This window comes from Spirosoma sp. SC4-14, from assembly GCF_037201965.1.
Classification (GTDB): domain Bacteria; phylum Bacteroidota; class Bacteroidia; order Cytophagales; family Spirosomataceae; genus Spirosoma.
This window is the reverse complement of the sequence record NZ_CP147518.1, coordinates 2,399,919-2,425,530: the sequence shown is the minus strand read 5'-3', so window position 1 is coordinate 2,425,530 and position 25,612 is coordinate 2,399,919. Positions and strand designations below refer to the sequence as shown.

The window sequence follows — 25,612 nt, the reverse complement described above, 5'->3', positions numbered from 1 at the left end:
CCCTGTCTAAAAACCTTTACACAAGTTAATTAATAATAATGGCCGGAACCTGTTGTTCTGTTACGACCTTGTTGAACGTTGGCACTTGTGTGTTAACAACCTCTTTCAGTTTACTAACCGCCGTATCAATTTGCTTAGCCAGATCCTCATAAACAGCATGTTCTGATTTGGTCGGTTTGGCATCAGCAGACGAAACGGCCGAACCTACCCCAGCCATCTTGTCATTCAGGCGAATAGGATATGCCAGCGCATCCTGACCCGCTTTCGACTTTGGTTGCATCAGGGTTGATTCAATCTTGTCTAACTCCTCCAGAATGGGTTTAGCCGCATTTTTAAATTTCTCGGCAACTTTCGGTTCTTTGACGCCGTTTGTGTAGGCATTGATCTGGTTCCGAATCTGACGAAGCTGGTTAATCGACTTGTGGGCTTCTGAAATTTTGCCGTTTATTTTTTGCAGTAAATCAAATTGCTCCTGTAACTCGGCAATGGTGGTTGTCAGCCGCGGATCTTTCCGAATTTCGATCGGTTGCTCGGCAATCAGCGAATCGCCCAGTAACAGACGAACTTTGTAAGTACCCGGCACTACTTTGGCTCCGGTGCCGCGCCCCGACCACATGACGTTGGTTCCTTCAACAGCGGTCGCATCCGGATAACGCATATCCCAGACAAAGACATTCATGCCCGGATTAGCCGTAGCCATGCCCGGCTTTGGAGCCGTTTCGTCCTGATAAAACTCGCTCAATACCTTGAACGGCTGTCCTTTTTTGTCTTTTGTATTTGAGTAGGTGATGATGGTATCATTGCTCGTGGTCATATACAAAAGGCGTAGTTCTTTTGTCGGTTTACTTTTCAGATAGTAGCGAACAATTACGCCATTAGGTGCATTTTCGCCTTCACTGGATGGTCCTCGGCGCCGTGGATTTCCGGCTCCCCCATCCATCCGATACGCGTGGCGAGGTTTGAACAAGTAGGCAGCAGCCATTGGTTTACCGGCTTGCTTCAAGTCCATCAGCTCGTGGAGGGGTGTTATGTCGTCCATGATCCAAAATGCCAACCCGTGGGTAGCAATAACCAGATCCTTTTCGCGCTTATGAATCTGCAAATCACGAACGGGTGTAACGGGTAGGTTCAGGCTCAGTTTCTCCCACGAACCACCATCGTTGAATGATACGTAAACGCCCCGTTCGGTTCCGGCATATAATAATCCGGCTTTATTAGGATCTTCACGAACCACATGGCAATATTCGTCAGCAGGAATTCCAGTGGTAATACTGGTCCAGGTCTTACCATAGTCGGTTGTCTTAAATAGATAGGGAGTACGGTCGCCAGACATATAGCGTTTGGCAGCCAGATAGGCCTTTCCGGCGGTATGATCAGACGGATGGACAATGCTCATGATAGCCAGCTCGGGGAGCATTGCTGCCGGTGGAGTAATGTTCTGCCAGGTTTTGGCACCGTCGCGGCTGATGTGCATCAAGCCATCATCGGAGCCCGCCCAGAATACATTCTTCTCCACGGGCGATTCAGCAAAAGTGAAAATCGTTGGGAAGGTTTCGGCGCCCGTGTTGTCTTTCGTAATGGGACCACCCGTATCGCCCTGCGTTTTCGGATCATTACGGGTTAGGTCAGGGCTGATGTCTTCCCACGAATGACCATAGTCGGTACTACGGTGTAGGTATTGGGAGGTGATATAGAGCGTTTTGTTGTCGTGTGGGGAGAAAACAATAGGATAGGTCCACTGAAACCGATATTTCCGGGCCGAGGAAGGCGATCCCATGAAATATTCCGGATATACGTTGATGACCTGATTTTGATCCGTCTTTTTATCATAACGAGTGATCAGGCCGTCATAACTACCACCATACGTTACATCCGGATTTCCTGGCTCAGGTGTAATATAGCCCGACTCTCCTCCCGACACAGCATACCAATCGGATTTGCCAATCGAATAACCCGTTGTGCGGCTGGCAATCCGTATGGATGAATTGTCCTGCTGAGCACCGTACAGATTATAGGGGAAATCATTATCCACAGCTACATGGTAAAACTGGCAGGTCGGCATGTCGACGTCCGAGAAGGTGGCTCCGCCATTGTAGGTTACTTCGGCCCCGCCATCATCGGCAATGATAAAGTTCTGTGAATTTTTCGGGTTCCACCAGATATCGTGCGTATCGCCGTGATGGACACCAAGAACGGTAAATGTTTTGCCGCCATCGTATGATTTCATGGCATTGACATTCAGAACGATCAGGCCATTTTCATCCTGCGGATCAGCGCCCATCATCATGTAGTACCAGGGCCGCTGCCACAGGTTTTTGTCTTCGTTAATAAGCTGCCACGAGTCCCCGGCATCATCCGAACGGTATAAGCCTCCCTTTGTATTTTCGACCATAGCATACAGCCGATTCGAGTTAGCAGGCGAAACAACAATACCAATTTTACCTAATATTCCTTTTGGCATACCGGGCTTGTTACTCAGGCTTACCCACGTATCGCCCCCATCGGTGGATTTAAACAGTCCGCTGCCGGGGCCACCGCTGCTCATCTTGTAGCTATTACGATAGGCCTGCCACATCGATGCGTAAATAATGGATGGGTTATTGGGGTCTATTTTGACCGTAGCCGCTCCGGTGCTGTCGTTTTTGGTGAGTACAGCCTTCCAGGTTTTACCCCCATCGGTTGTACGAAAAACACCCCGTTCCTTATTAGGGGCAAATGGATTCCCCAGGGCCGCTACATACACGATGTCGGGATTATGAGGATGGACTTCGACATTACCGATGGCATCAGCCATCTTCAGGCCAACATGCTTCCAGGTTTTACCCGCATCCGTTGATTTATAGACCCCATCGCCATTCGCAATGTTGCTCCGAATGTCGGACTCACCCATGCCAACATACACAATATTAGGATCGGAGGGCGCTACACCGATAGCCCCTACTGAACTGGACTTAAAGGTAGAATCCGACACCATCGTCCAGTTGCCGCCCCCATCGGTCGTTTTCCAGACGCCCCCACCCGTTGCGCCAAAATAGTAGGTCAGTGGCTGACTAGGATGGCCGGCCACACCTAGTGCACGCCCTGCCCGAAAGGGGCCAATGTTACGCCAACGTAAGGCATTAAAAAGACTGTCGGATGTCTGGGCAGGATTGGCCTTTGTAATTGGCTTGCTTTTTCGCTGCGCTAATCCGGGGAAGGCAATTAAGATCGTAACAAAAAATGCTCCGATTAAGCAGGTAGTGGTTTTACTTTTCATGAAGAGTGGGTTAGTTATTTTGTTGAGAAGGATAAACTTTAATCCAAGTTAATTGAACGGGGGCGAGACCGCCATGACGAGCTAAAATCATATTGAATACCAGTAAAAAACTATTCCAAGCATGAACCTATCTGATTTTCACTTTACACTGCTTACAAAAGTAGAAAAGAAACAAAATGTTAACTAACTACATTTTTAACAATTAAAAATGCCAGTAAAACCAGAAAATACAGAATCAACTTCTTATCGCTTACTTTGTATAATTCTCTAGGATTAGGCCCTGACAGGCGTTTCCGTTTTAGCTGGTATGAACTATACACGACTCATCAATCCGTTCTTCTATTCTGTAATGTTCGCTGTCGTTAGCAGCGCATTCGTAAGCGGCCAGCTTTTGGCCCAGCAATCAACACAAGCCGATACGGCGATTAATCCAGTTTTCAAGGGAATGGCCTGGCGAAATATCGGCCCTACGCGGGGAGGACGCTCGCTAGGTGCAGCCGGATCCCCTGGTCGAAAACAGGAATATTACTTTGGTGCAGTAGGGGGAGGCCTATGGAAAACGACCGATGGTGGCCAGAGCTGGTCACCTGTTACGGATGGACAGTTAAAGAGTTCATCGGTAGGAGCCGTCGCCGTAGCAGAAACTAACCCCGACATCGTATACATTGGTACCGGCGAAACCCAGTTGCGGGGCAATATCATGCAGGGTGACGGTGTCTATAAATCAACCAATGCCGGAAAAACCTGGACCAACGTCGGTCTGAAAAATACCCAGGCCATTGCCCGCGTACGCATTCATCCAACAAACCCGGATATCGTTTACGTAGCCGCACTGGGTCACCCCTACGGCCCGAATGAAGAACGGGGTATCTTCCGAACGACCGACGGCGGAAAATCCTGGAAAAAAGTCTTGTACAAAGGAGATAAAGCCGGTGGCGTGGATGTGATCATTGATCGAAAGAACCCCAACGTCCTCTATGCTTCGATCTGGGAGGTTTATCGAAAACCCTGGAAAATGTGGGGTGGTGGCGGTGCGTCGGGCCTGTTCAAGTCCACGGATGGGGGCGATACCTGGACCGAACTAACCCGAAAACCCGGCATGCCCAAAGGAACCGTCGGTAAGATTGGGGTAACCGTTTCGCCGGTTGATCCGAACCGGGTGTGGGCCATTGTAGAAGCAGAAGATGGGGGTGTTTACCGCTCAGATGATGCCGGAATGACCTGGAAGCACGTCAACGACGAGCGAAAGCTGCGTCAGCGGGCCTTTTATTACTCCCGTATTTACGCTGATCCGCTCGACAAAAATGGGGTTTATTGCCTGAACGTTGGCTTTTATAAATCCTCGGATGGGGGTGTAAAATTTAACAAGACCATTACGGTTCCCCACGGCGACAATCACGATCTGTGGATCGACCCGGCCGACTCTACCCGCATGATTACATCGAATGATGGTGGGGCAGCGGTGTCGGTCAATAGCGGTAAAACCTGGACCGACGAGAATTTTCCGACGGCGCAGTTGTATCACATTACCGCTACGAACGATTTCCCCTATCACATTGCGGGTGCCCAGCAGGACAATACGACGGTGGCCGTGCCCAGCGAAGACTGGACGAATCAGTTAGTAAAAGGAAACAGCATCAAAAAAACAGAATGGATGTATAATGTGGGGGGTGGTGAAAGCGGCTATATCGCTCAGGACCCCAAGAACCCCGACATCTTTTATGCAGGGAGCCAGGGAGCTTTGCTAACACGATACGACCGTTCTACGGGCCAAACCCGCGATGTACAGGTCTATCCTCGTTTCTTCTCCGGAGAGCCCGCCAGCGCACTTCCCGAACGTTGGCAGTGGACCTATCCGATCGTTTTTTCACCCAAAGACCCAAACCGACTCTATGTGTGTTCACAGCACGTTTGGGTATCGACCAATGAAGGCCAGAGCTGGGAAAAAATCAGTCCTGATCTCACCTTAGCCGACACAACAACGCTTGGTAAAAGTGGGGGTGTTATCACAATGGATATGAACGGCCCCGAAATTTACGCAACTGTGTTTGCTCTGGCTCCTTCGTATCATGATGTCAATACGATATGGGCGGGTTCTGACGATGGGCTGATTCATATCACCCGGGATCACGGAAAAACCTGGCAGAACATTACCCCGCCAGACTTGCCAAAACATACCCGAGTGAGCATTATTGAAGCATCGCGGCACAAACCCGGAACGGCTTACGTAGCCGCTAAACGCTACCAGATGGACGATCGGACGCCTTACATCTTTAAAACGAATGATTACGGCAAAACCTGGAAAAAGATCATTACCGGTCTACGAGCCGATGATTTTGCCCATGCGATTCGGGAAGATATCACGCGGCCAGGCCTGCTATATGCGGGGATGGAACATGGTGTATGGGTTTCATTTACCGACGGAGAAACCTGGCAACCACTTCAGTTCAAACTGCCAGATACGCAAATTGCTGACATTCAGGTAACCGAGAAGGATGTCGTAATCGGCACCCACGGCCGGTCTATTTATGTCCTGGATGATATTTCACCCGTTCGGGAGTTTACGCCTGATCTGGCCCAAAAACCCGTACATCTTTTTAAACCGTATTATGCCGTTCGCCGGGTGCAACCAGCCGTATTTCAATACTATCTGGCCAAACAGGCCGATAGCGTAAAAGTCGAAATTCTTGATGCCGCCGGAACGATTATCCAGACCTTTACCGGTACTAAACCGACGAATCCTAAAGCAGGTGACGATGACGACGATGATGAGCCAGGAAAACCTAAAGTCAAACTTCCGACAACAGCCGCCGGATTGAACCGCTACGAATGGGATCTCCGCTACCCCGGCGCAACCTACTTCAAAGGCATGATTATGTGGGGAGCACGCCCAACGTCGGGTCCATTGGCCTTACCCGGCCACTATCAGGTTCGGCTAACAGTGGCTGGCCAGTCGTTCACTCAGCCGTTCGAGATTCGGCTCGACCCTAGGCTAAAGGGAGTAACGACAGCCGATGTTGAAGAACAGTTTAAGCTGGCCATGAAACTGCGCGATCAGACCAGTAAAGCCAACGATGCGGTAATTCAAATTCGAACGTTGAAGGAAAAACTGTCGAAACAACCCGACAGTCCAGCCAATAAAAAGCTGAAAGAACAACTAAGCATCATCGAAGAAAATCTGTATCAGATTCGTAACCAGAGTGGCCAGGACCCATTGAACTTCCCGATCAAACTGAATAACCGACTGGCTGCCCTCTGGCGTAGTGTTGAAACGGGTGACGCAAAACCCACCGACAGTTCCTACAAAGTATACGAAGAATTATCGGCCGAACTGGACAAGCAAATAGCCGAACTGGATGTACTGCTGAAAACAAAAACCGTGAAAAGTATTGGTATGTGAATGTATTCTGGTGCGGGATGGCGTCCCGCACCAGAATACCACAATAATTTACAGAAAAATGCTCCTTGGACGTATCCATATCGTGCGTATCTTCCTGATAACAGCTTCCCTGATGCTGACAAGCATCTATGGCTATTATCAGGTCTGCGAATGGATGGCCAAGTGGGCCTTTACCCACCAGTCCTATTTTGCAGCCGATGAGCTTATTTTACTAAGGATTCCCCAAACAGACCTTTCTTCTCAGAACGATTTTCTGGTTAGCGAAGGTGAGTTTGAGTGGCAGGGCGAAATGGTGGATGTACTCCATCGCGAACTTCGTTCGGATACGCTGTATATCTATGGATTTCGGGATAAAGCCGAAACCCGGCTTAGGCAGGAAGCCGCCTGGCTCTACCCGGACACGAGACATCCTGACCACCAACCCATTAGCTCCCGTTCCCACACGAAACGGAATAAATGGCTTAATTTGTTTGTATTGCCCCGCCCGTCAGCAATGGCATCCTTGTCTGGATGCACCCTGTCTGGCCAGCAGACTTCCTTTGCCTATTCTCCATCCCGCATCTGGCTTCCTTTACTGGAAATACTTGCACCTCCACCTAACAGGTAGCAACAACCTACTGACTTGCGGGAGCTGCCTATTCACTCTCCTGATACATCAGCAACATCATCTGAAGAGGTAGATGCATACCCGTGCGTCTACAACTTTTCCGGATCGGTACATCCTGCCCGGCAGCATCTTCTTTTATCAATCAACAACCTGCTTTATGAAATTAATCTATATTCGATATATCCTGTCTGTACTCATGCTCGGGTGCCTGAGTACCAGCCTGTATGCCCAACAAACAATAACCGGACGTATTGTTGACCCAACTAACTCTCAGCCCATTGTTGGCGCAACGGTATTGGTTGGTGGTACAAACCGGGGCACAACCGCCGATGACAAAGGGCAATTTAGCCTGTTGGCCAATGAAGGTGATCAACTCCAATTTTCTGCTATTGGGTATCAGCCCTTGACAGTCGGCGTCAAAGCAAGTACGCGTATGCTAACAATTGAGCTTGATCCATCTAACACAGATCTAAACGAAGTGATTGTGGCAGGCTATTCGACGCCACAAACGATTCAGCGGACGGCCGGAGCGGTGGGGTTGATTACCAGCCGGGATATTCAGCGGACCAATGGAATTCACCTTCAGAATTATGTAAACCTGATTCCGGGTGTGAAGGTAGAGATGCGGACTATAGCTGCCGGGAACCGGATCGTTATTCGGGGCTACGGCAACCAGACCAACTTCAATGGAGTTGGTTATAAAGCCTATCTGAATGACATTCCCCTCACCGACGGGGATGGTACGACGTTTCTGGATGACATCGACTTTACAACGCTGAGCCGGGTTGAGGTCCTGAAAGGGCCCGGATCAAGTGCGTATGGCAATGCGATTGGGGGTGTCGTCAATTTCTATACCGAACGGGCACCCATTGGCAAAACGAGCATCAGCCAGCAGGTTTTGGGTGGATCATATGGCTTATTCCGAACAAACACCTCCCTAAAAACGGGTTCAGATAACACCAGTCTGAACATTAACTATGGCCATCAGAAGTACGACGGGTTTCGGGTACATGGCGGTTCTCAGAAAGACTTTTTGAGTATCACCAGCGACACCTATATGAGTGCCAAACGGTCGATGTCAGTCTTTGTAGGGTACACCAATTCGTATGATTTGCTGGCTGGAGAAATCGACAGTGTTGCCATTCTGGAGCATCCCGAAAGTTCTGATCCAGCTTATGTTGCCAACAACGCCAGCATCAAAACAGAGAGTGCGCGGGTTGGGATAAGCCACAACTACCAGTTCACCGACCGCTTTTCGAACAAAACGACCCTTTTTGTTGGTGGTCAGATTATTGATCAGCCCTTTGCTGCTGGGGTAAATAAGACGAACAAGTTCAAATTTGGTGGCCGTAGTGTATTTACTTATAGCAACGATGCCAGCCCATTACGCCCAACGATTAGTATTGGGAGCGAGTTTTTAAAGAACTTCAACTACGCTAAAGGCTATGGTTTGTCGGGTGGTGTTCTTGGCGCGCTCCGCTCCGATCTGGAAGTACAGGCCATGCAGTACAGTGTGTTCGCGCAGGCAGCACTGCAACTAGCACCTAAGTTAACTTTATCGGCGGGAGCGGGACTCAACTATGTCGAATATGGCATTACGGATATGCGGGCAGCGACTACAACCTACGTCAACGTGTCGGGGTATAAACGCTTCAAGCCCATTGTGGCTCCCAGGGCTGCTCTGGCCTATCAGGTCACCAACAATGTGTCGCTTTACGCCAGTGTTAGTCAGGGGTATTCGGCACCGGGTACAAATCAGGTAATTGTTGCCCAGACAGGTATGGTGAACTACAACCTTCGGCCAGAGTTAGGGACAAACTATGAGATCGGCAGCAAAGGAAGCTTCCTGAATAAATCGCTTACCTACGAAATCGCTTATTTTACAATGGCCGTAACGGATAAACTCGTGCCTCAAGGATTTGCAGCCACCTCAACTGTACCGGCCTATTCGATAACGACCAACGCGGGAAAAGTGCAACATAATGGTCTGGAACTGGCCATTCAATATGCCTATCGTCCAAATGCCGGAGCGGTTTCTCTCATCCGCCCGTTTGTGTCGTATACTTATAGCGACTTTTATTACAAAGACTATAAAAGCGACAATAATAGCGATGCCAAAACGGTCGATTATACGGGCAAGAAAGAGTCGGGTATTGCTCCAAACCTGCTGAATGTGGGATTGGATATTGAAGTTCGGTCAGGCTTTTACCTGAACGGAACCATGATGTATGTCGATAAAATGCCCATTAACCTGCCTAATAACCATTTTGCCGATGCCTATACACTCGTTAATGGAAAGCTGGGGTATCGTAGTGGATTAGGGAATCACGTCAATCTGGATGTTTACGTCGGTTCAGACAACATGCTGAGCAGTACGTATTCGTCGCTGGTATTCCTTAATCTGGCCAATCCGGCCAACAACCGCCCTCTGGCATATAATCCATCCCCGAAGATTACCTTCTATTCGGGAGCAATGCTGAAGTATATATTTTAGAACCTGTGCAGAGACGCAAGTATGCGTCTCTGCACATACATGACCACATTCCCCCCTGTTAATCAATGAACATCTACAAAAAAGTCCTTTTGCCAGCGTTTATTATCGTTGTTATCGCGGCTTGTACATCAACTCAAAAAGACCAGCAGACCATTGAAAAACAACGAATCGTCTGCGTAGCCAAGCAATTAACGGAACTGATTTACGCCCTCGGTGCCGGAGACCAGTTAGTGGGCGTTGACCTGTCGAGTACCTATCCCCCGGCCGCGCAGAAACTGACCAAAGTGGGTTACCACCGGATGCTTAATGCCGAAGGGATTATCGCCCTTAAACCGACCGTTGTTTATCATGATGGTAACGTTGCTCCGGAAGCGGTCATGCAGCAATTGGAGAAAGTAGGTGTGCCAATGAAAGTATTTCCTGATGCACATACCGTTCCTGAAGTTAAAGCTCTTTTTGATACACTGGCGGCTCAGTTTGGCGCTCAGAAACAAGCCGACAGCCTGAAAACGAAGCTGGATGCCGATCTGGCTCAAGCGGCCGACAGTGTGAAGCAATACAAAACCACGCCTAAAGTAGCGATCATCCATTTCGGACGAGTCATTAACAATTACCTGGTTATCGGCAAAGCCGGAACAGCGTCCTATATGCTGGAGATGGCCGGTGGTAAAAATGTAATGGATACGCTGAAGGGTATGAAGCCGCTCAGCCCGGAAATCATCAGTAAAGCCCAGCCCGACATTATTCTGGTAACTGATTTTGGCTACGACCGACTGGGTAATGCGGAGAAATTAGCCGCATTACCCGGCATTGCGCTGACACCAGCCGGGAAAAACAAAAAAATTTACCGCATTGAGGAGCACGATCTGATTTATCTGGGCCCTCGCACGGGCGAAAATATACTGATGCTCATGAAGTTAATTCACCAGTAATGAAATTATCTTCTCTGACGCCCGGAACTTGGTACCTTCTTTTGGCCATTCTCCTGCTGGTATCAATCGTGGCCGCGTTGCGAATAGGTGCCGTCGACCTGACATTCGATGATATCAATCAAATTCTGTTGAATGGCATGGGGTTGTCGAATGCATCGGTTGATCCCATTTCGCAAGGGCTTTTTTTGCAGATTCGCCTTCCCAGAGTCTTACTGTGTGCCACAGTTGGTGCGGGTCTATCCGTTTCAGGCGTATTAATGCAGGCATTATTTCGCAACCCCATTGTTGAGCCAGGACTGGTTGGTACCAGTTCTGGCGCTGCGCTGGGTGCGGCTTTGGTATTTGTACTTGGCAAGAACATCAACTGGGCGTTCACCGACGCTCTTGGGCTGTTTTTGTTACCCTGTGTGGCTTTCATCTTTGCTTTTTTTGCCACCTTGCTCGTCTACAGGATCGCATCCGTTAGCGGTAAAGTGAATGTGGCCACAATGATTCTGGCGGGCATCGCTATAAATGCGCTGGCAACTGGTGGCACCGGCTTTCTGTCGTACATTGCCCGTGACCCACAGGCACGATCTATTACATTCTGGAATCTGGGTACCTTTTCCGGTGCCGACTGGACTCAGTTCGCCATTGTGCTACCCGTCACCTTACTCGGGATTCTACTGGCCCTGCGCTTCACCAAAGCGCTGAATGTACTCATTCTGGGAGAAGACGAAGTGCGTCATCTTGGCTACAACATCGACCGGCTCAAGATTCAGGTACTCTTATTGAACACCCTCCTGGTTGCTATCGGTACTGCAATGGTAGGTGTAATTTCGTTTGTTGGACTGGTAGTACCCCACCTCCTGCGCTTACTGAAAACCTCCGACAATCGATTTCTGGTTATTGCGTCCGCCCTGTTGGGTGGGTCGTTGCTTACCCTGGCCGACACGCTGGCCCGAAGACTGGTAGCTCCCGCCGAATTTCCAATCGGCGTCATCACCGCTTTTGTGGGTGCCCCTGTATTTATCTGGCTCCTTATGCGGAATGCCCGATCATTTCAGAAAGGAGGATTTTATGCTTAAGGCAGAAAATCTATCGTTTTCTATTGGCGCTAACGTGCTGATCAACGATGTATCGCTAACGCTGATGCCCGGCGAATTTACGATGGTATTAGGCCCCAATGGAGCAGGAAAAAGCACATTACTCAAGTTGCTGACCGGTACCGAAACACCCCATCAGGGCCAGGTATGGTATGGTGATCAATTGCTTCCATCAATACCTCTCGCTACGCTGGCAAAACAGAAAGCAGTGCTCTCCCAACTGTTGTCGTTACCATTCGATTTAAGTGTATTAGACGTAGTGATGATGGGCCGTTACCCTTATTTCGACCTTAATCCGACTAGTCTGGACAAACAGATTGCAGACAATTGTCTGGAAGAGACAGGTATGCTTTCATTTAAAAATCGTGCGTTTGCGTCGCTTTCGGGTGGGGAAAAACAAAAGGTCCACCTGGCTCGCGTGCTCGCTCAGCTCCACCGCCCACCGTCCGATCAATCAATAAAATACCTTTTCCTCGATGAGCCCATTTCTGCACTGGATATTCACTACCAGCATCAGATATTAAGTCTGGTCCGCAACTTAGCAGCGCAGAATATGGTCGTCTTCGTTATTGTCCACGACATCAACCTGGCCCTGCAGTACGCCCAGAAAGTAATCCTGATCGACAACGGACGCATTTATGGCATAGGCACCGCCGATCAGGTACTGACCGAAACCGCTATCAAAGCGGTGTTTAAGCTGAAACCCTATTTTATGACGCACCCCGAAACTGGCCGACGAGTAATGGTTTGCTAATCAACAGGGCACGTACGATCCGAATAAATTAGTCGCAGAAAAAAGAGCGAAAGTTGCTTACGCCGTTATTTTACTTCCGGCGGTTCACTGCTTTCGCTCTTTAATTTATTGCCGCGTCACTTTGCTGGCACCTGAGGTTTCGGAGTCCAGCGAACCGACCTGACCCAACGTAGCATGACTGGCCCCGCTGGCATCGACCGATGCTTTATCGATGTTCATGCTGGTAGCTTCTATTTTGCTGGCCCCACTCAGATCGGCATCCAGCTTATTGGCACGACCACGTAATACAATATTTGAAGCCCCCGACAAATTAACCGACAAATTCTCAACCACGCCATCGAATACCGTCCGGCAGGCACCGCTCATTTCGATATTCAGGTTGTTGTAGTGATCGAACTCAGACAGGCTGGCTTTCGAAGCACCCGTCAATTTAAGTTCTTCAATAGAAGGAACCGTAATGGTGAGTCCAATTCGTCTCCGGTTGTTCCAGCTAAACAACCCGTTCCGATCCAGTGATACCTCCAGTGTATTACCATCGACTTTTACGTTGACGTCGTCCAGATCTTTTTCCCGACCGTCGGCCACTACTTTGTAGGTTGTTCCCTTACGAAAACGAACCACAAAAGCACCACCCACATCTACTTTCGAGAAATTTGAGACATTGAACTGACGAGTATGATCGCCAATGCGGTCAAAATCGTCGCCCAATTCATCGGTTACCGCATGTTGAACATCATCCGTCAGATCGGTCACATCATTGTCTTCGTCGTTATAGCTTCGGTCTTTCTCACGAGGATAGTTCAGGCAAATCAGGCCATCGTTCTTGGTGAATTTCCAGATACTCGATGCCATTCGGTCGAACTCTTTCTCGCCAAATTCATTGCGAATGAAGCGGGCAAACTCTCTGGTCATTCGGAATGGCTTTTCGTACGGAATCATCAAATCCATGTCCAGATCCTGCGCCCGGAAGTGCGCACCCGGTTGTAGTTCAAGTGCATTATCGAACCGAACGATCGAGTCTTTAATGGCATACGTGTACTTAACCTGCCGGGCATTGCTCTGAGCGTCGGCGCGGCTCGACCCCTGCGCCTTAAAGCGTTGAACCAGACTGAGCGTTGTGCCATCGTAGCCCTGCAACTCAATCGACGGCCGCCAGTGATCGCTTTCCAGATCGTTGATAGCAAAAGTTGGCACGGCCGCCGGAACGGCCAGCACTTTGGTTTCTTCAACCGTACCCCGGCGCTGGAAACTATTGATGAGCGGAGTGGCTGTTCCGCCAAAAATCACCAGTGCAATAAGCCATACTCCACCAATGGTTAGCGCCGTACGGCTACTCAGTACGTTACGGGTTGTGATAAGCATGACACCCAGAATGGCCAGACCAAACGCCGGAATAAACCCGACCAGAAAAGCCGACAGCACCATCGGTATCGTTATATCGGCCCGAATTAACTCAAAAGGAATATCACTGTCACCAAAATTACCACCCGATCCAATTCCAATGGCTGCCCCTAATACTGCCAGGCAAGCCACCATAAAGGCAAAAGCAATCACCAGCATCAATAGCCCGGCAAATACCCGGATGATGGTCAGCGTACCGTTCAGAAGTGGACCCAGTGCACTACCTAATCCACTGATAATTGTCGCTATGGCCCGAAAAGGAAATAGCAGAATTCGGGTAAATGTACTCTCAGTATTCGGGGCATCGTTGATATTCAGATTTTGCTTAATGCTGTGCTCAATATTCGACAACGTGATGGGTTGCCCCTGCATTTCCATCTTTTCTGTCAGCGTGTTGGCCTGTGGCGAAATAATCCACAGAACGATGTATAACAGAAAACCAACGCCAAAAAACACAATGCCCAGCACAAACAGCAGCCGAATAACACCCGTGTCGACACCGAAGTAAGCAGCAATACCAGACGCTACGCCCCCCAAAACTTTGTCTTCGGGATTCCGAAAAAATTTTTTTACGGTTTTGTCTTCTTCAATGGTCATCACACCGGGCAGCGCAATCCACATAGCGATATATACGATAACAGCAAAACCACCCAGGCCACCGAAGAAATCGTTGTGCGATGATCCACCCAGGGCAGGTAGCCCAACAACAAGCAGCACGAAAATCAACCGAACCCACACCACATCCATATTAAAATAGTGCGCCAGACCAGCCGCTACACCACCAAGGGTTTTTCGGCGCAGGTCGCGAACCAGCCGACGGGGTTCGGAGGAAGGATTCGAAGCATAGGACCTGGGATTGTGAGTTGGGTCCTCACCTCCGATGCCCCTGGCCCCTGGCCCCGTACTACTGGCCGAATTACGGCCACCACTCGTCACGAGTACTTCTTCTTCCTCAACGGCTTCAAAGTCAGCAACGGTACCCATGGCCGCAACGAGTTCATTGACATCGTCCAGCGAAACGGCCTGTTTGTCGGCGGCTTTCAGCTTGGCAAGCAATTTCTCGGCAATCCGGTTTTCGATATCGGTAACAATTTCCTGGCAGTCTTCGTAAGTGGAAAAATACTGCTGAACCGATGCCAGATAATTCTTGAGTTTGTCGTAGCCATCCTCTTCAATGTGGAAGATGACTCCACTTATATTGATACTTATTGTCTTTTTCATGGCGATAGAGAAGAGAATAGGTTAAGCGTTGGCTGAAGGATTAGATGGGTCCGGGGCTGGGGTAACTGACGTACTCCCATTGGCTGGTTTAAGGTGCTGTTCAGCTTTACCTACAATAGAGTTTACAGATGCGGCAAGTTCCTGCCAGGTTTCGTTTAGAGCGGTGAGCGAGTTACGACCAAGATCGGTCAGAATATAATATTTACGCGGAGGCCCGGAGGTAGACTCAACCCATTTGTAATCCAATAGCCCCGCATTTTTCAACCGGGTCAGGAGTGGATAAAGAGTCCCTTCTACCACCATGATCCGGGCAGAAGTCAGTTCATCGAGCATATCGGAGGCATAAACCTCGCCCCTCGATATGATGTGCAGAATGCAGAATTCCAGAATTCCCTTTCGCATCTGCACCTGAGCATTTTCAATATTCATCGGTGTATCGAAATTTAAAACAAGTCCGGGTCCGGTGCTCCGGCAATTATGATTACGAATTTCGGAATGCTAGGAAAGCGGGTTTACCACCGACGGAAAATCATCATCCGGAATTCTTGCAACAAAGTTAACATAAGGTACTATGTGATGCAAGGTACCTGTTAAAAAAACTTATTATTAACTGATGAATGGCAGAAAATTTAATTTGAGTGGTAAAATAGGTAGCTATACCTAGTGGTTCAATACCTCCCCAATCACTAATAATTGCCCCGCATAGCAGTTTTTGGGTGCATACTGATCTGGATTTTTTATGGTTTGATTCCGTTTTTGCAGTATAGCCGCTTTGTCGAGCGTTTCGGAGTCTACATAAAATTCGATGGTGTGTTCGCCATCGGGCAGAGCAGGCAGAATAAAGAAATTAGATCGATAATAGGTACAATAACTGTCGAAACGGGGGTATAATCGTGGCTCCTGTCCATCGATCACAACGCGGTACTGCCCGCAGCCCGGCCCCATTACATCGTATAGGCCCAGATGGGTTCCCCGAAAACGCACCAGAAATCGCTCCCCCGGTGTGGTGGCTTTTAATAAAGACGAAAAGCGGTTGGCCAATATCCGGGCCACCGAATCGGTAGTGGGTGTAATAGTCTGCCAGCCTGCCGAATGTGTTACCCGTTCGGCACTGACCATTTGTGCTTTCTCCCAATTGTTGGGGTATAATGGCTCTTTAAGCTGAGCCTTTCGGCCATTTGTTGCTTTTTCAAGCACACCAACAGCGCGGATCAGTGCTTCAGTATAGAGCTTATGACCGGTTTGTGGGTAGGGATGAACATTGTCGGCCGAAAAAACCAGTTTGCCGGGATGTTCGCCCGGTTTTCCACTAAAAACCAACTCACCTTTTTCGGCCAGTTCTACGACTTCCAGACCAAGGTGAACACTCGGAATTTCGTAATGGTCGGCTATTTTTTCCATCACCGTAGCCGATAGCGGGAAATAGCCTTTAGCTAATATCGGTGCCATCGTAGCCGTCAGTGTGTACACAAAACAAATATCGGTTTGTGGGTTAGCCCGCCAGATTTGGCGAACAATTCCTTCCATCGCAACCGCAATTTGTTCCTCGTTTTTGCCATTATCATTCACCGCAAATTCAACAAAGACCAGATCGGGCTTATGGTCCAGTACTTGCTGTTTTAACCGAAATACGCCCAAATCGGAGCCCGTACCGCCAATAGCCGCGGCTATCTGTTCAATTTTACTTTTTGGATATTGCTGCTGAAACCAGTGTAGCGATTGCTCTCGCCAGCCACCTTGGGCTTCGGTAATGCTGCCACCTAAATAAGCGATTTTGGCAGGCATCCCCTTTTTTACTTTTTTAAAGAAATAAGGTAGCCCACCCCGAACCCGACATTCTTTGGCTTTGGCCAGGGTATCGGATTGAGCCAGGGCCAGCGAGAAGCTGCCAGCAAGCATGATGATTAGAAATGATACCGAGAAGTTTTTTAACATACCGTAATTGAGTAGACAATGACGCAATGATAAGTGCTTGACCAAATAAGGCTTAGTAAGGTAAAAAGTACTGCTTTAACGAACAGACCATAGCCAATTTATAGGTACCAGTTCTGCAATCAGCTCCCCGACAGGTTCTAAAAGTATCCGTTTGTGTTGCATTTATCTCCAATTCAGACGCAACAACGCAGCCCACAGACTCGTATTAGTAAGTAGTTTTTCCACTATCTTATGCAGATGCGTTCTCCTTTTTTTTCTGTCGCTTTTATCCTTCGGTGTCGGTACGGCCGGATTGGGCGGACGGTTTAGTGGGCGTTATCGAGCGCGACATTGTCAATAATCGGTCGGGCCAAAAGCCCTGTTCAACCCCACAAACCCGGCATTCAATCCGATTCTTTTTCTGAAGCTATTTCTGTACGACACCTTTGTCTCAACGAAATAACAAAACCAATGAAGATCATGAAAAAAGTAATCGCTTTACTGCTGGGCCTCACTGCCGCTTCGGCATCATTCGCCCAAAACACTACTGACGATCAGCAGGATGTATTTATCCGATCAACCAATCAGAAAGTAGAAGTCTACGTAGCTCCGCAAACAGCCGATGCCACCATTAAATTGCTGGACGGCGAAGGACATACGTTATTTTTGAAAACCAGTACCGTAATAAACGGATTTCGGCAAAAACTGGATCTTAGCGAATTAGAACCCGGATCGTACCATCTGACGGTTTTAAAAGCCGGCGAGAAAGTCGAAAAAACGATTGTTATTGAAACCCTACCGGCGCAAAAGCAAATCTCGCTCAAAGCCTGACGGCCCCGCATACCGACGAAATCAGTCTTGCAGGCGGACTTCGTCGGTATTGAGTTTAATCAAGCATAGATTTACGTAAGATAACGCCGACCGAATACCAATACCTGTTACGGCACTCATTCAGGCTCCGCATTTCGCTCATTTATAGTAAGTAAATGGATTCAACATCGTCTCATACGCTAACCCTAAAGCAAAAAGCGCTGCTGGCGGCTGGCGTTTTTGCCATTTACTGGCCTATTCGGATCTACTACAATATAAATGAGTGGGATTGGTCGTTTGTGCAGGGAGCCTGGGGACTCTGGCTTATTGAAATTCCGCTAACTATTCTGTTTTTTATTGGCTGGCTGAGCGTTACCGAATGGCTCGAAGAAAAACTGTTTAATCGGTCGGGGCGCGAATTTCTTATCAACATGAACTGGTCGGCTCAACTGGCTACGTTGCTGGTGGCCGTTACGCTGGCTCTTGTATTCAATACGGTTTTTCACGCCATCACGCATCAGATTTATGGCCACGTTGCCCGACAGGAAATTCGGCAGAAACTTGGTGAAGTACCAGAACCCAGACGTGAGCCCCGATCACCAATGCGACCAGACCGGCGTCAAAAAGCCAACAACGGCCTAACCATTATGGCCATGCTAATGGCCTATTATCTGGCAGCCAATCGGCGCGGATATAGTCAGTTGGCTCTATTACGCATACAGGCCGAAGAGTTAGGGAAAGAAGCGGCTCAGGCTCAGTTCATGGCACTACGCAATCAGGTAAACCCGCACTTCCTCTTTAACAGCCTTAGTATTCTGTCGTCGTTAGTAGAGGTCGACCCCAAACTATCGGTCCAGTTTATCAACCGTCTTTCCAAAGCCTATCGGTACATTCTCGAACAACGCGATGCCGAACGGTTGCCGTTACGAACTGAACTCGATTTTATTGAATCGTATACGTTTTTGCTACGCATTCGTTTCGACGAACGATTGCAGGTGCACATCAACGTACCCGATGCCGACCGCGACCGCTACCAGATTGCACCATTGACGCTACAACTGCTGGTGGAAAACGCCGTGAAACATAATCGCATGTCGGACGAAGAACCACTTATTGTAACAATCGACATCGAAGACGATTATCTCCGCATTATGAATCGGCTCCAGCCCCGCCCCCGAATGGAAGAATCGACGGGTGTTGGTCTGACCAATATTGTAAACCGATATCGATTACTCACCAGTAAGCCCGTTTGGGTTGGCGAATCGGAAGGCGCATTTGTTATAAAAATTCCATTATTAAAGAGCGAAAAAGAGAACGCGTAACCGAGTGTCGCAAAACATCCGTTGCGGCACTCGATCACGCGTTCACCCATTCACCTCCTATGAACGTAGTAATTGTAGAAGACGAAAAACTTACGGCCCGGCGATTAGAAAATCTGCTGGCCGACTATGATTCCTCCATTGAGGTATTGGCCATATTGCCCTCGGTAGGGAAAGGAGTGGCCTGGTTTGCCGAACGAGTGGAGCAGGGGCTTCCGCAGCCCGAACTGGTGTTTCTCGACATTCATCTGGAAGACGATTCGGGCTTTCAGCTTATCGAACGGGCAGGATTGACGTTGCCAATCATTTTTACGACTGCCTACGATCAATATACCTTGCAGGCCTTTAAAACCAATAGCATCGACTACCTGCTTAAACCCATCGATGAAACTGAACTGGCAGCAGCACTGGACAAATTCAAACGACTCAGGCAGTCGGACACATCAACTCCCCTGCCCAATCTGAACCTTTTGCTCAAAGCTCTGCAAACGGCACCAGCTCCTTACAAAGAACGGTTTATGGTAACGATTGGCACCAAAATCCGAAGCATCGAGGCTGCCGATATTGCCTACTTCTTTTATGAAGATAAATCGACCTGGATCACCACCCGCGACGGACAGCATGTCAGCATCGATTATAGCCTGGACAAGCTGGCCACTATGATCGACCCAAAACAGTTTTTCCGGGTAAACCGCGCGTTCTTGGTGTCGCTGGAAGGCATCCGCACGATCCATACCTATTCGGGAAGTAAGCTCAAACTGGATTTACAGCCCGTTTCGCGGCAGGAAGTCTTTGTGAGTGGCGACCGGATTACTGATTTTAAAGAATGGCTTGGTAAATAGTACAGCCGTTGACCGCTATTCGCTGGTCGAAACAGACGATTCGGCCGGAGAAATCAGGCATTCACGCCGGAAGTTTTTAGTGTTCAGTACCCGATCAATAATTTCCCAGCCCTGACGTTTGAAAAACAATATAAATAAGGCTGAATAATAGCCTTACTGATGATTAAAACCGCTTTTCCAGTAATAAACTCATGAATACAATCTCACTTTTAGGACTTGTTCCGCTGGCTGTTGGTCTGCCCACTTCATCGGGCGCTACGGCTAGTGGCCTTTTTATCGATCACCTGGAAAACGTGCTCGGCACATCGTTCGACCTGAAGATTGTTGCCCGTTCGTATACCGTTGCCCGACAGGCCGAACAATCGATTCTGAACGAAATAGCCCGCCTGGATGCCGTGCTGAGCGGATATCGGTCCGATAGCGAATTCAGCCAGTGGCTCGCGGCCCCAATCCATGAAGCCATTCGTATTTCCGACGATTTATTTGCCGTGTTAAGCGGTTTCGACCACTGGCAGGCCAAAACAGATGGCGCTATCAATGCAGCTACCGAGCAGCTAAGTCAACTCTGGCAGCAGTCAAGTCTGCACAATGCGACGCCAGCCGAAGCCGACCGACAACAGGCTGTGGAGGCAGTCAACCAAAAACACTGGCGGCTCGATGCCGACCAGAAAACAGCGACCCGGCTAACCAAAGTACCGCTTCGGCTGAACACCTTTACCAAAAGTTATGTGCTGGATCGGGCGGCAGAGATGGCGCTAAATATGCCCGACGTCGATGGATTGGTACTCAATAGTGGTGGCGACCTTGTAGTTCGGGGAAACTGGCGGGAGTTGGTAGCCGTAGCGAACCCCCGCGCCGATGCCGAAAATGCGGTGGCAATGGCGCAAATAGCCGTAGAAAACACAGCCGTCGCTACCAGTGGCGACTACCGTCGGGGTTTTCAACTTGGCAACGAATGGGTATCGCATATCATGGACCCACGCACGGGCCTGCCCGCCCGCGATGTTATCAGCGCAACGGTGTTGAATCCAGATGCGGCTACGGCCGGTGCACTGGCTACAGCATTTAATGTATTATCGCCCGCGGAAAGCGCTTTACTGGCCGGGCAACATCCTGGTACAGACTACCTGCTCATCACCCGCGATGGTCAGTCGGTAAGTAGCGCCAACTGGCCCGGTATTGCTCTCCCCGAAAAAACAGCGATCACCGCCGAAACATCAACGAAAACGGCCCACCTGCTTTCGCTACCAGTCAAAGACAAACTGTGGAATCCTAATCAGGAATTGCAGATTACCCTCGAACTGCCCCGATTTGAAGGCCGCTCGCACCGTCCGTTTGTGGCCGTATGGGTTGAAGACGAATCGGGAAAACCTGTTCGGCAACTGGCTCTGTGGTATAACAAGCCCCGCTGGCTGCACGACCTGCGCGAGTGGTATACTCTAAATGTCAATTCGGATGCGGCTGCTTCGGTTACAAGTGCTACCCGGTCGCCGGGAGAGTATACCCTGGTCTGGGATGGCAAAGACGATCAGGGGCAATTCGTGAAACAGGGGAAGTACACTGTTATGATCGAAGCCGCCCGCGAACATGGCACCTATCAGTTGATTCGCCAGACAATGGACTTTAATGGAAAAACCAAACAACAAACTCTCAACGGAAATGTCGAAGTTGCAGCCGCAGCCCTGGATTACCGCGAAAAAGCAGCCACTCGCTAACGGGAAGCCCGAACGTCGTCAGCCAACGTCTATACCACAAGGAGGTATTCGCTGGGCCGGGCTGGCCCGGTGGCTGCATTTGTACCTTTCGGTAGTAAGTTTTGTTTTGGTTCTCTTTTTTGCCGTAACGGGCCTGACACTCAACCATGCCGACTGGTTCGACGACGCTACGGTCACAACCGACCTGAAAGGAAAGGTGAACCCAAGGTGGGTGGCTGGTACTGATACCGCTACGGTTAATAAGCTGGCTATTGTGGAGTACCTGCGGGCAACGCACCAGCTAAAGGGAAGCGTCAGTGAGTTTCGGATCGACGACCGCGAATGTTCGCTTTCGTTTCATGGACCGGGTTACTCAGCCGATGCTTTTGTGAAACGCTCAGACGGAACGTATGAGGTTACAGAAACCAAAATGGGGCTGGTTGCCGTACTGAACGACCTGCATAAAGGCCGCGATACGGGCCAGGGTTGGGCATGGGTGATCGACATAGCCGCCGTGTTTATGACACTGGTTTCTGTAACGGGTCTGGCGCTCCTGCTTGTTCTAAAAAAACGGCGGGTGAGTGGACTTGGCTGGATGCTTCTTGGTGCCGTTGTTACCGGACTGGCATACTGGCTGCTGGTTGTTTAGAGGTTGGTCACTACTCATTGGTCATCAGTTCAACCAATGAGTAGTGACCAACCAACTATTCAGAATATTATTTCGATATTCTGTACTTTTGAAGAATCATATCGCCCATCTCTTCATCCTGCATGGTTCTTCCTACAACTTCACCCAAACCAGCCACTACGGTCCGCTTATTCAGTTTGCCCGTTATTGTGGCAGCCTTGGGGTACTTCGTTGATATTTATGATTTGCTTCTTTTTGGTATTGTTCGCGTCCCAAGCCTGAAAGATATGGGCCTTACTACCGAGCAGATCTCAACGATTGGTGGGCGTATTTTGAACTGGCAAATGGCGGGCCTGCTGCTTGGCGGCATTCTATGGGGTATTTTGGGCGATAAGCGCGGACGTCTGTCGGTTCTGTTTGGATCGATCATCACCTATTCCATTGCCAATATTGCCTGCGGCTTTGTAAAGCACGTTACGTTCATGGACCCACTCACCTACTACGCTCTCATGCGGTTTGTGGCCGGTGTTGGGCTGGCGGGTGAACTCGGCGCAGGCATTACACTCGTGAGCGAAATCGTTCCGAAAGAAAAACGAGCCCTAGCTACCTCACTGGTAGCGGCCGTTGGCGTTCTGGGCGCCATAGTTGCTTATTTTACCGTTAAACTGTTCGACTGGGAAACCACCTTTTTCGTAGGCGGTGGTTTAGGGTTTGGCCTCTTATTATTACGAGTGGGGGTGATTGAATCGGGGATGTTCACCAGCATTACCGGGCAAAAGAACATTAGTCGGGGCAATTTCTTCTCCTTCTTCACGAATGCTGATCGGCTCAGTCGCTATCTCAAATGCATTGCTATCGGAATTCCAACCTGGTTTATTACCGGCATTCTGGCTTCGTTCAGTAACGAATTCGGGAAAGCGTTAGGTATTGCCCAGGAAATACAGCCCGGTCTGGCCATCACCTGGTTATACATTGGTATGTGTATCGGCGATCTGTCAAACGGGTTTGTTAGTCAGGCGCTGCAATCACGTAAAAAAGCGATTAGCCTGTTCATGACGATTGCTCTCATAGCCAGCATCGTTTATTTATATCTGGGAATTAAAAGTACTCCCCTTTTCTATGGTCTCTGTGTAGTGCTGGGGTTCGGCAATGGCTACTGGGCCATGTTTGTGACCATTAGTGCCGAGCAGTTTGGTACTAACCTGCGTGCTACGGCCGCCACCACTATCCCTAATATGGTACGGGCCTTTCTGATTCCAATGACGCTGGGTTACCAGGCTCTAAAACCGCAACTGGATGTCATTAATGCCGGGGCCGTAGTTGGCCTGATTAGCTTTATTTTCGGGTTTTATGCCATCCTGACAATACCCGAAACTCACAATAAAGAGTTGGATTATCTCGAAGAATAACCAGTTGCTGGTCATTGATCATTGGCTCATTCTATGCGCTACAGATCAATGACCAGCAACTGGTTAACTCTATGCCAGCGCCTTGCGTGCTTCGCGGTCGGGATCGTTGGCCAGAGCTGGAACATCGTCCAGAATCATGGTTTCACCATTCTGCGTTGTATAGGGCTTCCAGTTGGGGAGTCCACCGCCGTTTGGATTACCCGACTTCACAAAGTTAATAAACGAGCCCGCCATCTTTTCCGACAACGCGCGTGGACGTTTACCACCGCCCGTATGCGTAAGCATCAGATCGGTGTTGTAGAACCAGAAACAGATGTCGTCGCAGTGAAACGCCCGCATCCGCCCATCAAATAGCGGGGGTTGCCAGCCGAACCAGGCTACATACACGGGTGCTTTATGCTGCGACGCTTTGGCATCGGCAGCAGCAACGGCGTTTTTACGGTTCGACACAATCAACGCCCAAAGTTCAATAGGGCGGGCTTTGGGGAAATTTCGGGCATATGCATCGACAATGTCGCCCGATTTATCGCCAAAACGCGGCTTGATTTTCTCTTTCACTTCGTCCAGTGAAATGGTTTCCAGCGACGCATCGGTCCGGTTGGGATTCATTTCGTGGAATGTCGTACAGATCATCAGCGGAATATCGGCCGAGAAGTGATTGGGGTCGCTGAAAAACGCTCCGCTATTCAGAACATCGCCGTCGCCAACGGGTGCGTATCCTCCTCGCTGAATGCCAAGTCGTTTCGCTTCATCATTCATTTTCGTAACGGCCCGGTTGGCCACGGCAATGTATTCAAGCCACGGAAGTTGCTGCAGTTTCTCGATTTCACCGGGTTTCAACCCCGCTTCCTCCATCACTTTCAGACCCAGTTTTTCGGCATACTCTTTATTGGTTCCGGCCAGCGAACTACCGCTCAGTGCAACCGCCTTATGAAAGAGTCCCTTTGCCGATGGCATATTCATGAGCGTAGTCACTTTGGCTCCTCCGCCCGACTGTCCGATGATGGTCACGTTGTTAGGATCACCGCCAAAGTTGGCAATGTTGTTTTTAACCCATTCGAGAGCCGCCACCATGTCCAGATTGCCAACATTTCCCGATGCCGAATGACCGCCAGCCGCTTTCAGATCGGTGTAGCCCAGCGGACCGAGCCGGTGATTGAGCGAGCAGAAAACAAGGTTTCCGAACCGGGCCAGGTTTTCGCCATGATACCCGTCCTGTTCTATACCGTTTCCGTTGGTGAAGCCGCCCCCGTGTAACCAAACCACAACCGGGCGCTTTTGCTTGTCCAATGCGGGAGTCCAGACGTTCAATTTCAGACAATCTTCCGACACATCGTCGTAGTTCCAATGATCCACAAACGATGCATAGGGATTTGCATAACGTTTCTCCATAATCTGCGGAGCGGAGTTTCCCCACCACAGAGCAGGCCGAACGTCGGTCCAGGGCACTGGTTTCTGTGGCGGCATAAACCGATTCTTCCCAGATGTGTCGGCTCCATAGGGAATACCCAGAAACTGATGAATATCCCGCAGAATAAATCCCCTGACTTTGCCATATTCGGTAGCGGCTACCGCAATGTTGTCGCCCACAAACAGAATCTGATCATCGCCAGTCGGCTTTGCTTTAGGCCGATGCGGGCCAGCAGCAACGGAGGGATACGACACGCCTAAGCTGGCTACGCTGACGCCCAGCGATTGTAAGAAATTGCGTCTTGAAGCTTTCATCGTTGACTCATTTTAAAGGTTAAAGAAGGGTATTCGCCTATTGGCCGAACGCAGTCATTTGCCAGCAAACGATCTTACTGTCAAAAAGACATAAAGAAGCTTTTTTACTGCTACGAATTCG

General features: G+C 49.4%; 17 protein-coding genes. 12 read left to right on the top strand and 5 right to left on the bottom strand.

Translation table 11 applies throughout. The features are described from left to right. Positions 1-25: 25 nt before the first annotated feature. Positions 26-3,256: a glycosyl hydrolase gene (locus WBJ53_RS09850; protein ID WP_338875927.1), complete on the bottom strand. Its 3,231-nt coding sequence runs from the start codon at positions 3,254-3,256 to the stop codon at positions 26-28. A gap of 307 nt (positions 3,257-3,563) precedes the next feature. Between WBJ53_RS09850 and WBJ53_RS09845 the strand changes: the two genes are divergently transcribed. The 6 genes from WBJ53_RS09845 (at position 3,564) to WBJ53_RS09820 (ending at position 12,528) form a co-directional block, all read left to right on the top strand. Next, positions 3,564-6,656: a glycosyl hydrolase gene (locus WBJ53_RS09845; protein ID WP_338875926.1), complete on the top strand. Its 3,093-nt coding sequence runs from the start codon at positions 3,564-3,566 to the stop codon at positions 6,654-6,656. A 58-nt stretch (positions 6,657-6,714) separates the two neighbouring features. After that, a complete protein-coding gene (locus tag WBJ53_RS09840) occupies positions 6,715-7,263 on the top strand; it encodes a hypothetical protein (protein WP_338875925.1) in 549 nt (182 codons plus the stop codon). A gap of 157 nt (positions 7,264-7,420) precedes the next feature. Continuing rightward, positions 7,421-9,757 (top strand): TonB-dependent receptor, encoded by a 2,337-nt coding sequence (locus tag WBJ53_RS09835; protein ID WP_338875924.1) that lies wholly within the window; start codon positions 7,421-7,423, stop codon positions 9,755-9,757. Positions 9,758-9,822: 65 nt separating this feature from the next. After that, entirely contained in the window at positions 9,823-10,689 is an 867-nt protein-coding gene (locus WBJ53_RS09830; protein ID WP_338875923.1) for an ABC transporter substrate-binding protein, read from the top strand. Further along, positions 10,689-11,756: an iron ABC transporter permease gene (locus tag WBJ53_RS09825; protein WP_338875922.1), complete on the top strand. Its 1,068-nt coding sequence runs from the start codon at positions 10,689-10,691 to the stop codon at positions 11,754-11,756. Before WBJ53_RS09830 ends, WBJ53_RS09825 begins: the two co-directional genes overlap by 1 nt. Continuing rightward, positions 11,749-12,528 (top strand): heme ABC transporter ATP-binding protein, encoded by a 780-nt coding sequence (locus WBJ53_RS09820; protein ID WP_338875921.1) that lies wholly within the window; start codon positions 11,749-11,751, stop codon positions 12,526-12,528. The genes WBJ53_RS09825 and WBJ53_RS09820 overlap by 8 nt, the downstream gene beginning before the upstream one ends. A 105-nt stretch (positions 12,529-12,633) precedes the next feature. Here the strand turns inward: WBJ53_RS09820 and WBJ53_RS09815 are convergent, their stop codons facing one another. The 3 genes from WBJ53_RS09815 to WBJ53_RS09805 form a co-directional block, all read right to left on the bottom strand. Further along, the gene (locus tag WBJ53_RS09815; RefSeq protein WP_338875920.1) at positions 12,634-15,150 is read right to left on the bottom strand and encodes a PspC domain-containing protein; all 2,517 of its coding nucleotides are present in this window, start codon (positions 15,148-15,150) and stop codon (positions 12,634-12,636) included. 21 nt (positions 15,151-15,171) lie between these two features. Continuing rightward, the gene (locus WBJ53_RS09810) at positions 15,172-15,579 is read right to left on the bottom strand and encodes a PadR family transcriptional regulator (protein ID WP_338875919.1); all 408 of its coding nucleotides are present in this window, start codon (positions 15,577-15,579) and stop codon (positions 15,172-15,174) included. A 231-nt stretch (positions 15,580-15,810) separates the two neighbouring features. After that, positions 15,811-17,085, bottom strand: coding sequence for a GDSL-type esterase/lipase family protein (locus WBJ53_RS09805; RefSeq protein ID WP_338875918.1), 1,275 nt, complete (start codon positions 17,083-17,085; stop codon positions 15,811-15,813). 459 nt (positions 17,086-17,544) lie between these two features. Here WBJ53_RS09805 and WBJ53_RS09800 point away from each other — a divergent pair, with 459 nt between their 5' ends. The 6 genes from WBJ53_RS09800 (at position 17,545) to WBJ53_RS09775 (ending at position 23,766) form a co-directional block, all read left to right on the top strand. Then, a complete protein-coding gene (locus tag WBJ53_RS09800; protein ID WP_338875916.1) occupies positions 17,545-17,895 on the top strand; it encodes a hypothetical protein in 351 nt (116 codons plus the stop codon). Between the two features lie 155 nt (positions 17,896-18,050). After that, positions 18,051-19,196, top strand: a complete 1,146-nt coding sequence (locus tag WBJ53_RS09795) for a histidine kinase (RefSeq protein WP_338875915.1) — start codon at positions 18,051-18,053, stop codon at positions 19,194-19,196. Between the two features lie 59 nt (positions 19,197-19,255). After that, positions 19,256-20,035 (top strand): LytTR family DNA-binding domain-containing protein, encoded by a 780-nt coding sequence (locus tag WBJ53_RS09790; protein WP_338875914.1) that lies wholly within the window; start codon positions 19,256-19,258, stop codon positions 20,033-20,035. Between the two features lie 191 nt (positions 20,036-20,226). Further along, entirely contained in the window at positions 20,227-21,750 is a 1,524-nt protein-coding gene (locus WBJ53_RS09785; RefSeq protein ID WP_338875913.1) for a DUF2271 domain-containing protein, read from the top strand. Beyond that, positions 21,695-22,378, top strand: a complete 684-nt coding sequence (locus WBJ53_RS09780) for a PepSY-associated TM helix domain-containing protein (protein WP_338875911.1) — start codon at positions 21,695-21,697, stop codon at positions 22,376-22,378. Before WBJ53_RS09785 ends, WBJ53_RS09780 begins: the two co-directional genes overlap by 56 nt. Positions 22,379-22,500: 122 nt before the next feature. Beyond that, the gene (locus tag WBJ53_RS09775) at positions 22,501-23,766 is read left to right on the top strand and encodes an MFS transporter (protein WP_338875909.1); all 1,266 of its coding nucleotides are present in this window, start codon (positions 22,501-22,503) and stop codon (positions 23,764-23,766) included. Between the two features lie 69 nt (positions 23,767-23,835). On the opposite strand, the gene WBJ53_RS09770 is transcribed toward WBJ53_RS09775, so the two are convergent. Further along, positions 23,836-25,491 carry a carboxylesterase family protein gene (locus tag WBJ53_RS09770; protein ID WP_338875907.1) on the bottom strand — a complete coding sequence of 552 codons (1,656 nt, stop codon included), beginning with the start codon at positions 25,489-25,491 and terminating at the stop codon, positions 23,836-23,838. Positions 25,492-25,612 lie beyond the last annotated feature (121 nt).